The sequence below is a fragment of the Zoogloea sp. genome (assembly GCF_041908905.1).
Lineage (GTDB): Bacteria > Pseudomonadota > Gammaproteobacteria > Burkholderiales > Rhodocyclaceae > Zoogloea.
In genome coordinates, this window is record NZ_JAYREK010000009.1 from 41,588 (window position 1) to 54,483 (window position 12,896).

The 12,896-nt window shown below is 71.9% G+C and carries 11 protein-coding genes; 7 read left to right on the forward strand and 4 right to left on the reverse strand.

Translation table 11 applies throughout. From position 1 onward, the window contains the following. Positions 1-21: 21 nt before the first annotated feature. The 4 genes from ACE3OU_RS07660 to ppx are packed head-to-tail and all read right to left on the reverse strand — an operon-like array spanning position 22 to position 4,402. The gene (locus ACE3OU_RS07660) at positions 22-966 is read right to left on the reverse strand and encodes an MlaD family protein (RefSeq protein ID WP_374240955.1); all 945 of its coding nucleotides are present in this window, start codon (positions 964-966) and stop codon (positions 22-24) included. Next, positions 966-1,739 (reverse strand): ABC transporter ATP-binding protein, encoded by a 774-nt coding sequence (locus ACE3OU_RS07665; protein ID WP_374240956.1) that lies wholly within the window; start codon positions 1,737-1,739, stop codon positions 966-968. Before ACE3OU_RS07665 ends, ACE3OU_RS07660 begins: the two co-directional genes overlap by 1 nt. A gap of 10 nt (positions 1,740-1,749) precedes the next feature. Beyond that, positions 1,750-2,880 carry an ABC transporter permease gene (locus ACE3OU_RS07670; RefSeq protein WP_374240957.1) on the reverse strand — a complete coding sequence of 377 codons (1,131 nt, stop codon included), beginning with the start codon at positions 2,878-2,880 and terminating at the stop codon, positions 1,750-1,752. 10 nt (positions 2,881-2,890) lie between these two features. Beyond that, the gene (gene ppx, locus ACE3OU_RS07675; protein ID WP_374240958.1) at positions 2,891-4,402 is read right to left on the reverse strand and encodes an exopolyphosphatase; all 1,512 of its coding nucleotides are present in this window, start codon (positions 4,400-4,402) and stop codon (positions 2,891-2,893) included. Positions 4,403-4,564: 162 nt separating this feature from the next. Here ppx and ppk1 point away from each other — a divergent pair, with 162 nt between their 5' ends. The 7 genes from ppk1 (at position 4,565) to bioD (ending at position 12,884) form a co-directional block, all read left to right on the forward strand. Further along, on the forward strand, positions 4,565-6,652 hold the full coding sequence (gene ppk1, locus ACE3OU_RS07680) for a polyphosphate kinase 1 (protein ID WP_374240959.1): 2,088 nt from the start codon (positions 4,565-4,567) through the stop codon (positions 6,650-6,652). A gap of 107 nt (positions 6,653-6,759) precedes the next feature. Next, on the forward strand, positions 6,760-8,076 hold the full coding sequence (locus ACE3OU_RS07685) for a WD40/YVTN/BNR-like repeat-containing protein (protein WP_374240960.1): 1,317 nt from the start codon (positions 6,760-6,762) through the stop codon (positions 8,074-8,076). A 115-nt stretch (positions 8,077-8,191) separates the two neighbouring features. After that, a complete protein-coding gene (gene bioA, locus ACE3OU_RS07690; RefSeq protein ID WP_374240961.1) occupies positions 8,192-9,514 on the forward strand; it encodes an adenosylmethionine--8-amino-7-oxononanoate transaminase in 1,323 nt (440 codons plus the stop codon). Further along, complete coding sequence (gene bioF / locus ACE3OU_RS07695) at positions 9,507-10,691, forward strand: 8-amino-7-oxononanoate synthase (RefSeq protein ID WP_374240962.1); 1,185 nt, start codon at positions 9,507-9,509, stop codon at positions 10,689-10,691. The genes bioA and bioF overlap by 8 nt, the downstream gene beginning before the upstream one ends. Beyond that, a complete protein-coding gene (locus ACE3OU_RS07700) occupies positions 10,688-11,440 on the forward strand; it encodes an alpha/beta fold hydrolase (protein WP_374240963.1) in 753 nt (250 codons plus the stop codon). Before bioF ends, ACE3OU_RS07700 begins: the two co-directional genes overlap by 4 nt. A 2-nt stretch (positions 11,441-11,442) precedes the next feature. Beyond that, entirely contained in the window at positions 11,443-12,219 is a 777-nt protein-coding gene (locus ACE3OU_RS07705; protein ID WP_374240964.1) for a methyltransferase domain-containing protein, read from the forward strand. Beyond that, the gene (gene bioD / locus ACE3OU_RS07710; protein WP_374240965.1) at positions 12,216-12,884 is read left to right on the forward strand and encodes a dethiobiotin synthase; all 669 of its coding nucleotides are present in this window, start codon (positions 12,216-12,218) and stop codon (positions 12,882-12,884) included. The genes ACE3OU_RS07705 and bioD overlap by 4 nt, the downstream gene beginning before the upstream one ends. Positions 12,885-12,896 lie beyond the last annotated feature (12 nt).

Sequence of the window (12,896 nt, forward strand, 5' to 3'; positions counted from 1 at the left end):
GGCTCCGGCAAGGCGTGGCGGTCAGTGGCCGGGCTGGCGGAAGCCCGCCTCACCCGGGCCCGGCAGGGGCTTGCCGCGGCCCAGCAACAGCAGCTGCGGCGAATTGTCGATCTCGTCGAGCAGGTCGGAGAGCTGCCGCGAGGTGACCGTGAGCTCCTGCAGCAGCCCGTTGAGGCGCGGCAGGGTGCTGGTGGCGACGCCTTCGCCGGTCGCGCCGGCCAGGGTGTCGAGGCGCTCGCTGACCGTCTGCAGCCGGGTGAGCAGCGTGCGCCCCTCCCGCGCCAGCGGCACCGCCTCGCCGCTCAGGCGTTCGAGGTTGTCGAGGGAGCGGCCGATGCGCGCGAGGTTGTCCCTGGAGAACACCTGGCGCACCGCCGCCAGCGTCTGCGGCGCCTCCTGGAGCGTGCGCTCGAGGCCCTGGCTGGAGCGCTCGAGATGGGCCAGGGTGCGTTCGATGCGGGCCAGGTTGTCGGGGCTCGCCAGGCCGGCGAGGCGCTCGGCGAGGTCGCGTACCCGGGAGAGGGTCTGCAGCGAGGCGGCGCTCACCTCGTCGAGGAGGCCCGGCGCCAGGCGGAGCCGGGGCGGTCCGCCGGCCACGCCGGCCAGCGGGGCGGGCTGCTCGCCGTTGTCGTCGAGGGCGATGAAGGCCAGGCCGGTGACCCCCTGGGTGGCCAGCCGGGCGCGGGTGCCCTCGGTGATCGGCAGGTCGGCGCGGATGCGGACGGTAACGAGCACGTCGCGGGGATTGGCCGGATCGAGCCCGATGCTCGCCACCTTGCCCGCCACGATGCCGCGGTAGCGCACGGTGGCCTGGGGGTTGAGGCCGTTCACGCTGCCGGAGGTCACCAGCACCACCTCGCGGGTCACCTCGCGCTTGTCGGAAAACCACCACAGGGCCAGCACCACCCCGGCGCTCAGGATGATCGCGAACAGGCCGGCGGCGATGGCGTGGGAGCGGCTTTCCATCAGATCAGCCCCCGCCCCCGGGCCAGGGCAGCCTCACTGCGCTCGCCATGGAAGAAACGCTGGATGAATGGGTCCTGCACACGCATGATCTCTTCGAGGGGGCCAAAGGCGAGTATACGCCCTTCGGACAGCACGGCCACCCGGGTGGCCAGGGCCGCCAGGGTATCGAGATCGTGGGTGACCAGGATGACCGTCAGGCCGAGGGCCGCGTGGAGGCTGCGGATGAGGCGCACGAAGCCGGCACTGCGGTCGGGGTCGAGGCCGGCGGTGGGCTCGTCGAGGAGCAGCAGCTCGGGCTCGAGGGCCAGCGCCCGCGCCAGGGCCACCCGCTTGACCATCCCGCCCGACAGCTCGGCCGGCATGCGCAGGGCCACGTCGGGGCCGAGCTCGACCATCGCCAGCTTGAGCAGCACCAGGTCGCGCAGCAGGCCCTCGTCGTCGATGCCGGCTTCGCGCAGCGGAAAGGCCACGTTGGCGAACACGTTGAGCGCCGAGAACAGCGCCCCCTGCTGGAAGAGCATGCCGAAGCGCCGCCGCCGGGCGAGCTGGTCGGCCCGGCTGCCGCCAAAGAGCGGCTCGCCGAACAGCCTCACCTCGCCCTCGGCGGGCTGCAGCAGGCCCACCATCTGGCGCAACAGGGTGGTCTTGCCGGTGCCGGAGCCGCCCACCAGGGCCACCACCTCGCCGGACGGCACGGCCAGGTCGATGCGCCGATGCACCCAGGTATGCCCGAAGCGGGTCGACACGCCGCGCAGTTCGACCGGGTGGCTCATCGCCGCCTCCTCAACGCGGCAGCCCGATGGAGCGGGTCGCGATGGCGAACACCGCATCCACCAGGATCACCACGGTGATCGAGGTGACCACCGAAGCCGTCGTGTTGGCCGACAGGCTCTCGGTGTTGGGCCTCACCCGCAGGCCGAAGTGGCAGGCCACCAGCGCGATCAGCAGACCGAAGACGGCACCCTTGGCCAGGCCGATCAGCAGGTTCACCGCCGGCACCGCCCGGGGCAGCGCGTTGAGGAAGAAGTCGAAGCTCAGCCCCAGCTGGAGGTTGGCCGACACCATGCCGCCGAAGAGCGCCATCGACGACCCCCACAGGGTCACCAGCGGCATCGCCAGGGCCAGCGCGACAACCTTGGGCAGCACCAGGCGCACGTAGCGCGAGATGCCCATCGTGGTGAGGGCGTCGATCTCCTCGGTGACCCGCATCACGCCGATCTGGGCCGTCATCGCCGAGCCCGAGCGCCCGGCCACCAGCACCGCCACCAGCACCGGCCCGAGCTCGCGGATGATGCCGAAGCCGAGGATGTTGACGATGAACACGTCGGCCCCGAAGAGCTGCAGCTGCAGCGCCGAAAGGTAGGACAGCACCACCCCGATCAGGAAGCCCACCAGCGCGGTGACCGGCATCGCCTGGACCCCGACCTTGTAAAAGTTGGCCGAGATCTCGAGTAGCGGCCAGTGGCCCCGGTAGCGCAGCAGATAAACGAGGTCGAGGCAGAGCTGGCCGACCAGCGCGACGAAATGCACCAGATGGCGCGCGAAGCCGAACACCGCCCGCCCGACCTGGGCCGTGCCGTCGAGGAAGCGATAGGGCGCCCGCGCCTGCACGGTGGTCTCGCCGAGTTCGGCCAGGCGCCCGAAGATGCCCTCGAGCTCGGCCGGCAGCACCAGCCCGTCGGGCCGTCGCCGCCCCCAGTGGCGCCACAGCAGCACGGCGCCGAAGCTGTCGAGGCGGGTGACGCCGCTCAGGTCCCAGCCGGCGTCGCCGGCCACGGCCTGGAGTTGCCGGCGCAGCGCTTCGAGCCGGGGCGCCAGGAAGCTCAGGGTCCAGTCGCCGGTGAGGCGCACCCGGGGGTCGGCGCCAATGGCCTCCTGTCGCAGGGAGGGAGGCTGCCGGTCTCCGGCGGGCATCCGCGCTGCCTCAGGCACCCGCCGGGCTGCGCGCCGGGGTGCGCTCGACACGCAGCTTGAGGGGCTGGCCGATGGCCTGCCACTGGCGCTCTTCTTCTTCGAGGGCCGAGGCGGTGAGGGGCAGGTTGCGCAGCCAGTCGTTGTCGGCGACCGCCACGTAGCCGCGGCCCTCGCGCTTGAGGCGCAGCGGCGGCACGCCCCGCCCGTCCCGCGCCCGATGCACGACGACCGCCAGCCGCAGGCACAGGATCAGGCGCCACTCGGTGCTCTCCGGGTCGAGGCCGCCGACCCGCGCGAGCTTGCCCCGGTGGGCCAGAACGATCCGCGCCAGGCGCCCCTGGTCCATCCGCGAGAAGCCGGGCATGTCGGCGTTACCGAGGATGTAGGCGCTGTGCTTGTGGTAACTGGAATGGGCCACCGAGACGCCGGCCTCGTGGAGCAGCGCGGCCCATTCGAGGAAGCGCCGGTCGATGCTCTCGTTGTCGGCCGCGGCCGGATCGATCTGCAGCAGGAAGGCCCGCGCGGTATCGGCCACCTGGCGGGCGTGGGCCAGGTCGACGCCGTAGCGCTCGACGAAGGCCGACACGGTGGCGTCGCGCAGGTCGTGGTGGTGATAGCGGCCGAGCAGGTCGTAGAGCACGCCCAGGCGCAGCGCGCCCTCCGAGAAGGTCATGCGCTCGAGGCCGAGCTCCTGGAACACCGCCCACATGATCGCGAAGCCGCCCGGCAGCACCGGCAGCCGGTCGGGGCGCAGGCCCTCGAGCTGGAGGTTGTCCACCGAGCCGGCCTTCAGCATCAGGTTGCGCAGGCGCTCCATGCCGCTGCGGGTGATCCCGCCGTCGGAGAGCCCATTGAGTTCGAGGATGTCCACCAGCGCCTTGGCCGAGCCGCTGGAGCCCACCGCCTCCTCCCAGCCGATCTCGCGGTAGGCGTGGGCGATGGTCTGGATCTCCTTCTGGGCCGCCAGCTCGGCCTCCCGCAGGCCGCGCTTGTCGATGCGGCCGTTGGGGAAATGCCGCAGCGAGTAGCTCACGCAGCCCATGTAGAGGGATTCGAGCGCGATGGGGTTGAAGCTCTTGCCGATCACGAACTCGGTGGAGCCGCCGCCGATGTCCACCACCAGCTGCTGCTTGTGGGGGTTGGGCAGGGTGTGGGCGACGCCCACGTAGATCAGGCGGGCCTCCTCGCGGCCGGCGATGACCTCGATCGGAAAGCCCAGCGCGGCCTCGGCCTGCACCAGGAAGTACGGCGCGTTCTTGGCCACCCGCAGGGTGTTGGTGGCCACCGCCCGCACGGCCTCGGGCGGATAATCGCGGATGCGCTCGTTGAAGCAGCGCAGCGCGCTGATGCCGCGAAACTGCGAAGCGGCGTCCAGCATGCGGTCGGGCGAGAGGCCGGCCGCGAGGCGAACCGCCTCCTTGATCCCGTCGAGGGGATAAATCTGGTCGTTCACGATCCGCCCGATCTGCAGGCGGAAGCTGTTGGACCCCAGGTCGATGGCGGCGATTAGTTCACGGTTCATGAATCGGCTACGGAGACTCGCGCGGAAGCGCATGAGCCGCAAATTCTAGCACCGGCCCACGGCAACGCCGCCGCCGGCATTACCCACCCGCGCAATCGTCATGTGCGTGCAACAAAACCGTCACATACTTGCACTCAAATCAGAAGATTCCGAGGAGAGTCCATGCCCCTGCCCGCCCCCGAGCCCCAATTTCGCCGCGATCACTTCATCAATCGCGAGCTTTCCCTGCTGCAGTTCCAGCGCCGCGTGCTCGCCCAGGCCGCCGATCCGGCCATGCCGCTCCTCGAGCGCCTGCGCTTCCTGTGCATCGTGTCGAGCAATCTCGACGAGTTCTTCGAGGTCCGCGTCGCCGGCGTCAAGGAGCAGATGCTCCTGGGCAGCCTGACGATGACCACCGACGGCCTCACGCCCACCGCGCTGCACGCGCTCATCAGCCGCGAGGTGCACAGCATCATCGCCGAGCAGTACGCCCTGCTCAACGACACCATCCTGCCGGCGCTGGCGGCCGAAGGCATCGTGTTTTTGCGCCGCAGCACCTGGACCGACGCCCAGCACCTGTGGGCGCGCGACTACTTCATGCGCGAGGTGATGCCGGTGCTCACCCCGATCGGCCTCGACCCGGCCCACCCCTTCCCGCGGGTGCTCAACAAGAGCCTCAACTTCGCCGTCGAGCTCGAGGGCCGCGACGCCTTCGGGCGCGACTCCGGCGCCGCCATCGTGCAGGCCCCGCGCGCCCTGCCCCGCGTCATCCGGGTGCCCAAGGAGCTCACCGGCATCGACGACGCCTTCGTGTTCCTGTCGTCGCTGCTCCACGCCCACGTGGGCGAGCTCTTCGGCGGCATGAACGTGGTGGGCTGCTACCAGTTCCGGGTCACCCGCAACTCCGACATGTTCGTCGACGAAGAGGAGGTCAAGGACCTCCGCGCCACCCTCAAGGGCGAGCTGCAGCAACGCCACTTCGGCGACGCGGTGCGCCTCGAGCTCGCCGACAACTGCTCGGAGGCGATGGCCGGGTTCCTGATGAAGCAGTTCGCCCTCGATCGGGCCGACGTCTACCGCGTGCCGGGCATCGTCAACCTCGTGCGCCTCAACCAGGTGCCCGACTGGGTCGAGCGGCCCGACCTCAAGTACCGCGGCTTCCGCCCGGCCCGCCCGAAGGAGCTCGCCAAGGGCGACAACATCTTCGCCGCGGTGCGCAGGCAGGACATCCTGCTGCACCACCCCTTCCAGAGCTTCGAGCCGGTGATCGGCCTGCTCAAGGCCGCCGCCGACGACCCGGACGTGGTCGCCGTCAAGATGACCGTCTATCGCACCGGCACCGACTCGGTGCTGATGGAGCACCTCATCCGCGCCGCCCAGAAGGGCAAGGAAGTCACCGTGGTCGTCGAGCTGATGGCCCGCTTCGACGAGGAGGCCAACATCGGCTGGGCGGCCCAGCTCGAGGAGGTCGGCGCCCACGTGGTGTATGGCGTCGTCGGCTACAAGACCCACGCCAAGATGCTGCTGGTGGTCCGCCGCGAGAACGGCGGGCTGCGCCGCTACGCCCACCTGGGCACCGGCAACTACCACCCCCGCACGACCCGCTTCTACACCGACTTCGGCCTCCTCACCGCCAACGAGGAGATCGGCGCCGACGTGGCCGAGGTGTTCAAGCAGCTCACCGGGCTGGGCCAGGCCGGCAGGCTCACCCACCTGTGGCAGGCGCCCTTCACGCTGCAGCCCAACGTGGTGGCCGCCATCCGCGAGGAGGCCGAGATCGCCCGCTCCGGCCGCAAGGGGCGCATCATCGTCAAGGTCAATGCGCTGCTCGAACCGGAGACCATCGAGGCCCTCTACGAAGCCTCCCAGGCCGGCGTCGAGATCGACGTGATCGCCCGCAGCGTGTGCGCCCTCAAGCCCGGCGTACCCGGCCTGTCGGAGAACATCCGGGTGCGCTCCATCGTCGGCCGCTTCCTGGAGCACCACCGCATCTTCTACTTCCAGGCCGACGGCGCCGACAAGCTCTACCTCTCCAGCGCCGACTGGATGGAGCGCAATTTCTTCAAGCGCATCGAAGTCGCCTTCCCCATCCTCGACCCGAAAGTGAAACGGCGTGTAATGAAGGAAGGCCTGCGCCCCTACCTCGGCGACAACTGCCAGGCCTGGGAGCTCGACGCCGACAACCACTACCGGCGCAAGAACCCCCGCAGCACGCGCCGCGCCGCCCAGGAGATCCTGCTCAAGGAGCTCACCGGCAGCCACGACGGCTGAGCCCAGCGCCTCCCCTGCCCCGCCCGCCCGTGTCGCACGCCGGAGCGGGGCAGGTGCTTCTACTGTTGTAGAATCAGCGCCTTCCGAATTCATTGATGGCGAAACTCATGTTCCTTCCCAAGCGCCGCCTGCTCGTTGCAGCCACCCTCAGTGCCGCCTTCCTCGCCGCCTGTGGCGGTGGTGGCGGGAGTTCCGCCCCCGCACCGGAGGAAGTCAAGGCGGTTGCCGGCGACGAACAGATCTTCGTCGAGTGGAAGGAAATCACCGGCGTTCAGTACTGGCTGTGGTTCAAGGAAGGCGCCAGCGTCGCCGTCGGCGACAAGAATGCCACCGCCAAGGTCGGCTCCAAGGGTGGCGGCATCGACAGCCCGTATCTGATCGACACCGTACGCACCGGCACGGCGCTCACCAACGGCACCGCCTACTCCATCGTGATCAACGGGCGCACCGACGGCGGCGAAGGCGGCCCGGGCGCCAGCCCCGCCGGCGGCCCCTTCACGCCCCGCCCGGCCGGCGCCACCTGGAACGCCTCGACCGGCTTCGGCGGCGCCTCGATGAACGGCATCGCCTACGGCCGCAGCGCCGGCAGCGTCAGCCTCTATTCCTACGTCGCGGTGGGCGACGGTGGCGTCATCTACAACACCCCGGACACCGACGAGAAGCGGGTCTACCGGTCCACCACCGCCCTCGAATGGACGACCCCCACCGGCACCAAGCCCGCCGCCGGCATCGACCTCAAGGCCGTCGTCTACGACGTGAGCCTCGGCACCTACTACGCCGTGGGCAGCGGCGGCAGCGTGGCCTACAGCTCGGACATCAACAACTGGACCACCCTCGGCAGCGCCGCCACCAACACCAGCGAAACCTTCAACGCCATCGCCAGCAGCGGCGGCACCCTGGTGGCGGTTGGCGACAAGGGCACCATCCGCTACTCCACCAACGGCACCACCTGGACCACCCCCGCCAGCATCAGCGAGGACATCAGCGCCATCAATCTGCGCGGCGTCACCTACGCCAACGGTCGCTGGGTGGCGGTGGGCAGCAACGGCAAGGTGCTCACCAGCACCAGCGTCGGCACCTGGGAGGTCTCCACCCAAAGCGGTGACCTCACCGCCGTCGCCTCCGGCCGCTATCCCCTCGACGGCACCGCCTACTACTATCTGGCGGTGGGCGCCGACGGCACCTTGCTCACCAGCTCCGACGGCATCACCTGGACCACCGACAACGTGGGCGCGGCCCTTCGCACCGCGGCGGTCGGCACCCGCCTCATCGCCCTGGGCGACGGCAGCGCCTGGTACCGCGAACTCGCCGGCACCACCTGGACCGCCGCCAGCGGCGCCAGCGGCAACATGCGCGGCATGATCCGCGCCCAGCACATCTACACCGCCGTCGGCGCGGCCGGCGCGAGCAACCACGCCTACTGAGCGCGCTCGCCCATCCCTGCCGGGGCCGGCCGAACCTGCGTCGAGCCGGCCCGCAAGTGGAGCCGCCAGCCCCTGGCCGCTCCACTTTTCGCTTCAACACCGCGATCCCGAAGCCATGTCCGCCAACGCCAGCCTCCTCTCCCGCTCCCTCGCCGCCGTCTGGCACCCGTGCACCCAGATGAAGCACCACGAGCAGCTGCCCCTCATCCCGATCGCCCGGGGCGAGGGCGCGTGGCTCATCGACATGGACGGCCGGCGCTACCTCGACGGCATCAGCTCCTGGTGGGTCAATCTGTTCGGCCACGCCAACCCGCGCATCGGCAACGCCCTCAAGGCCCAGCTCGACACGCTGGAGCACGTCATGCTGGCCGGCTTCACCCATGAGCCGGTGGTCGAGCTCTCCGAGCGCCTCGCCGCCCTCACCGGCCACGCCCTGGGCCACGCCTTCTACGCCTCCGACGGCGCCTCGGCCACCGAGATCGCCCTCAAGATGAGCGCCCACTACTGGCGCAACCACGGCCAGCCGGGCAAGAACCGTTTCGTCAGCCTCGCGGGCAGCTACCACGGCGAGACGGTGGGCGCCCTGGCCGTCACCGACGTGGCGATCTTCCGCGACGCCTACGCCCCGCTGGTGCGCGGCGGCAGCTGCGTGCCCAGCCCCGACGCCCGCAACGCCCAGCCCGGCGAGACCGCCGCCGACGTGGCCCGCCGCGCCGCCGCCGCCCTCGAGGCCCACCTCGCCGAGCACGCCCTTGAAACCGCCGCCGTGATCGTCGAACCCCTGGTGCAGTGCGCCTCAGGCATGGTGATGTACGACCCCGAATACCTGCGCCTCGCCCGCCAGCTGTGCGACCGCTACCGGGTGCACCTGGTGGCCGACGAGATCGCCGTCGGCTGCGGGCGCAGCGGCAGCTTCTTCGCCTGCCAGCAGGCCGGCATCTGGCCGGATTTCCTGCTGCTCTCCAAGGGCATCTCCGGCGGCTACCTGCCGCTCTCCATCGTGCTCACCACCGACGACGTGTTCGCCGCCTTCTACGACGACGACACCGCCCGCGGCTTCTTGCACTCCCACAGCTACACCGGCAACCCGCTGGCCTGCCGGGCGGCCCTCGCCACCCTCGACATCTTCGAGCAGGACGAAGTGATCACCCGCAACCGCGCCACCGCCGCCCGCCTCGGCGAAGCCTTCTGCACCGCCGTCGGCGGCCACCCGGCGGTGCGCCACCTGCGCCAGCAGGGCATGATGCTGGCCTTCGACGTGGAAGGCGCCCCCGCCGGCTTCTCCCGCCGCTTCTTCGCCGAGGCGCTGGCCCGCGAGCTGCTGCTGCGCCCGATCGGCAACACCGTTTACACCATGCCGCCCTACATCGTCTCCGAGGCCGAGATCGCCCACCTCGCCGGCCAGACCGCCGCCGCGCTGGAGGCCAGCCTTGGCTGAGCCCCGCGATCCCCTCGACGAACTCGACGCCGGCCTCGCCCGGCTCGATGAAGCCGGCCTGCGCCGCCGCCGGCGCATCGTCACCACCTCCTGCCGGCCCGAACTCCAGCTCGCCGACCGCGCCGCGCCGGTGGTCGCCTTCTGCTCCAACGATTACCTCGGCCTCGCCGCCGAGCCCACCCTGGCCAGCGCCGCCGCGGGCGCCGCGGCCCGCTGGGGCGTCGGCGCCGGCGCCTCGCATCTGGTCAGCGGCCACTACGCCGCCCACGAAGCCCTCGAAGCCCGCCTCGCCGCCTTCGTCGGCATGGACGACGCGCTGTGCTTCTCCACCGGCTACATGGCCAACATCGGCGTGATGCCTGCCCTCGTCGGCCGCGGCGACGCGATCTTCGCCGACAAGGTCAACCACGCCTCCCTGGTGGACGGCGCCCTGCTGTCCCGCGCCGAGCTGATCCGCTACCCCCACTGTGACCTCGCGGCCCTCGAAGCGCGCCTCGCCGCCTCGGAGGCCCCGCGCAAGCTGATCGTCACCGACAGCGTGTTCAGCATGGACGGCGACCTGGCCCCGCTGCCCGAGCTCCTCGTCCTCGCCGAGGCCCACCGGGCCTGGCTGCTGGTGGATGACGCCCACGGCTTCGGCGTGCTCGGCCCCCAGGGCCGCGGCAGCCTCGCCCACTTCGGCCTCGGCTCGCCGCGGCTGATCCTGATGGGCACCCTCGGCAAGGCGGCCGGCGTGGCGGGCGCCTTCGTCGCCGGCTCGCGGGATGTCATCGAATGGCTGATCAACACCAGCCGCAGCTACATCTTCACCACCGGCGCGCCGCCGCTGCTGGCCGAGACCCTGCTCACCGCCGTCGACCTCATCGAACACGGCGACACCCGCCGCGCCCACCTGGCCGCGCTGATCGCCCGCTTCAAGGCCGGCCTGCGCCTCTCCCGCTGGCAGCTGCTCGCCTCCGACACCCCGATCCAGCCGGTGGTGATCGGCGACAACCACGAAACCCTGGCCGTCTCCCGCGCCCTGGATGCCGAGGGCCTGTGGGTGCCGGCGATCCGCCCCCCCACGGTGCCCAAGGGCGCCGCGCGGCTGCGCATCACCCTGTCCGCCGCCCACAGCGTGGAGCAGGTGGACCGGCTGGTCGCCGCCCTCAACCGCCTGGAGGCCCAGCACCCATGACCCCCGCCGCCCAACCCCTCGTGCTGCTCCACGGCTGGGGCCTGTCGTCCGGCGTGTGGGCGCCGCTGCTCGCCGAACTCGGGCCGACGGTGAACGCCATCGCCGTCGACCTCCCCGGCCACGGCGGCGCCGCGCCGGCCGGCGACACCCTCGCCAGCTGGGCCGACGCCCTCGCCCCCCGGCTGCCCGACGGCGCCGTGCTGGTCGGCTGGTCGCTCGGCGCCCAGCTCGCCCTCCACCTCGCCGCCCACGCCCCCCACAAGGTGAGCCGGCTGGTGCTGATCGCCGCCACGCCGCGCTTCGTGCAGGCCCCCGACTGGCCGGCGGCGCTGCCCGAGGCCACCCTCGCCGGCTTCCGCGGCGACTTCGACACGACCCCCGACGCCACCCAGCGCCGCTTCACCGCCCTGCAGGCGATGGGCGACGGCCGCCGCCGCGAGGTCATCGCGGCCCTCAACGCCGCCCTCACCCCCGCCGACGCCGCCCACCACCCGGCCCTCGCCACCGGCCTCAGGCTCCTCGCCGACACCGACCTGCGCCCGCGGCTCGCCGACGTCCGCCAGCCCGTGCGCCTGCTCCACGGCGCCGAAGACCGCCTGATGCCCGTCGCCGCCGCCGAATGGCTGGCCGACGCGCTCCCCGACGCGCGCCTGTCGGTGTTCAAGGACTGCGGCCACGCCCCCCAGCTGTCGCGCCCGGCCGACTGCGCGACGCTGATCCGGGCCTTCGCCGCCGAGGCCACCCGCTGACGATGCAAGCCCCCGCCCCCAAGCGCGCCGTGCGCGCCGCCTTCGACAAGGCCGCCGACCACTACGACGCCGTCGCCGCGGTGCAGCGCGCCGCCTGCGACCGCCTGCTCGATCTCGCCACCGGCCAGGGCTTCCAGCCCGGCCGCGTGCTCGATGCCGGCTGCGGCACCGGCTACGCCCTGCCGGGCCTGCGCCGACGCTTTCCGGCCGCCGAGCTGCTGGCCCTCGATTTCGCCCCGGCCATGCTGCGCCGCCACCCCGCCGGCCTGGCCCGGCCCCTGTGCGCCGACCTGGAGCACCTGCCCCTCGCCGACGGCTGCCTGGACGCCATCTGGTCGAGCTACGCGCTGCAATGGTGCGCCCCCGGGCGGGCCTTCCCCGAGCTCGCCCGCGGCCTGCGCCCCGGCGGCCAGCTGTGGATCGCCACCCTCGGCCCCGGCACGCTGGCGGAACTCCGCGACGCCTTCCGGCAGGTGGACGACGCCGAGCATGTGTTGCCCTTCCAGCCGCCGGAAGCCGTCATCGCCGCGGTCGAGGCCGCCGGCCTGCGGGTGCTCGCCCGCGAGCGCGCCACCCTGCGGGCCTGGGCCCCCGACCTGCGCCGGCTCCTCGCCGACATCAAGACCCTCGGCGCCCACCAGACCGGCGCCGCCCGCCGCAAGCCCCTGGGCAAATCCGCCTGGGCCCGCCTGCAGGCCGCCTACGAGCCGCACCGCTGCGCCGAGGGCCTGCCCGCTTCCTACGACACCTTCTGGCTGATCGCCGAGAAACGCCCATGACCGCCTACTTCATCGCCGGCACCGACACCGAGATCGGCAAGACCTTCGTCACCTGCGCCCTCCTCCACGCCGCCCGCGCCCGCGGCCTCAGCGCGGTCGGCATGAAGCCCATCGCCGCCGGCGCCGACCTGGTGGGCGGCGAACTCATCAACGAGGACGCCGCCCGCCTGCGCGCCGCCGGCAGCTTCGACCCCGGCCTCGCGCTGCTCAACCCCTACTGCCTCAAGAGCCCCATCGCCCCCCACATCGCCGCCGCCGAAGAGGGCGTGACGATCGCCCCCGCCCCCATCCTCGACGCCTTCGCGGCGCTGCGGGCCCGGGCCGACGTGGTGCTGGTGGAGGGCGTCGGCGGTTTCCGCGTCCCCCTGGGCGACGGCTACGACACCGCCGACCTGGCCCGCGACATGGCCCTGCCGGTGATCCTGGTGGTGGGCATGCGCCTGGGCTGCATCAACCACGCCCTGCTCACGGTCGAGGCCATCGCCGCCCGCGGCCTCCCCCTCGCCGGCTGGGTTGCCAACCAGGTGGCCCCGGCCATGCTGCGCTTCGACGAAAATCTCGCCGCCCTCACGGCACGCCTGCCGGCGCCGCTGCTGGGCGTCACGCCCTTCCAGGCAGATGGCGACGCGGCCGGGGCGGCTGGCGGGCTGCGCCTGCCGGGCTGAACCCCGACCCGC

Coding starts and splice junctions, on each gene's coding strand:
- ACE3OU_RS07660 (WP_374240955.1), bottom strand. CDS start 966: ATGGAAAGCCGCTCCCACGCCATCGCCGCCGGCCTGTTCGCGATCATC.
- ACE3OU_RS07665 (WP_374240956.1), bottom strand. CDS start 1,739: ATGAGCCACCCGGTCGAACTGCGCGGCGTGTCGACCCGCTTCGGGCAT.
- ACE3OU_RS07670 (WP_374240957.1), bottom strand. CDS start 2,880: ATGCCCGCCGGAGACCGGCAGCCTCCCTCCCTGCGACAGGAGGCCATT.
- ppx (WP_374240958.1), bottom strand. CDS start 4,402: ATGAACCGTGAACTAATCGCCGCCATCGACCTGGGGTCCAACAGCTTC.
- ppk1 (WP_374240959.1), top strand. CDS start 4,565: ATGCCCCTGCCCGCCCCCGAGCCCCAATTTCGCCGCGATCACTTCATC.
- ACE3OU_RS07685 (WP_374240960.1), top strand. CDS start 6,760: ATGTTCCTTCCCAAGCGCCGCCTGCTCGTTGCAGCCACCCTCAGTGCC.
- bioA (WP_374240961.1), top strand. CDS start 8,192: ATGTCCGCCAACGCCAGCCTCCTCTCCCGCTCCCTCGCCGCCGTCTGG.
- ACE3OU_RS07700 (WP_374240963.1), top strand. CDS start 10,688: ATGACCCCCGCCGCCCAACCCCTCGTGCTGCTCCACGGCTGGGGCCTG.
- ACE3OU_RS07705 (WP_374240964.1), top strand. CDS start 11,443: ATGCAAGCCCCCGCCCCCAAGCGCGCCGTGCGCGCCGCCTTCGACAAG.
- bioD (WP_374240965.1), top strand. CDS start 12,216: ATGACCGCCTACTTCATCGCCGGCACCGACACCGAGATCGGCAAGACC.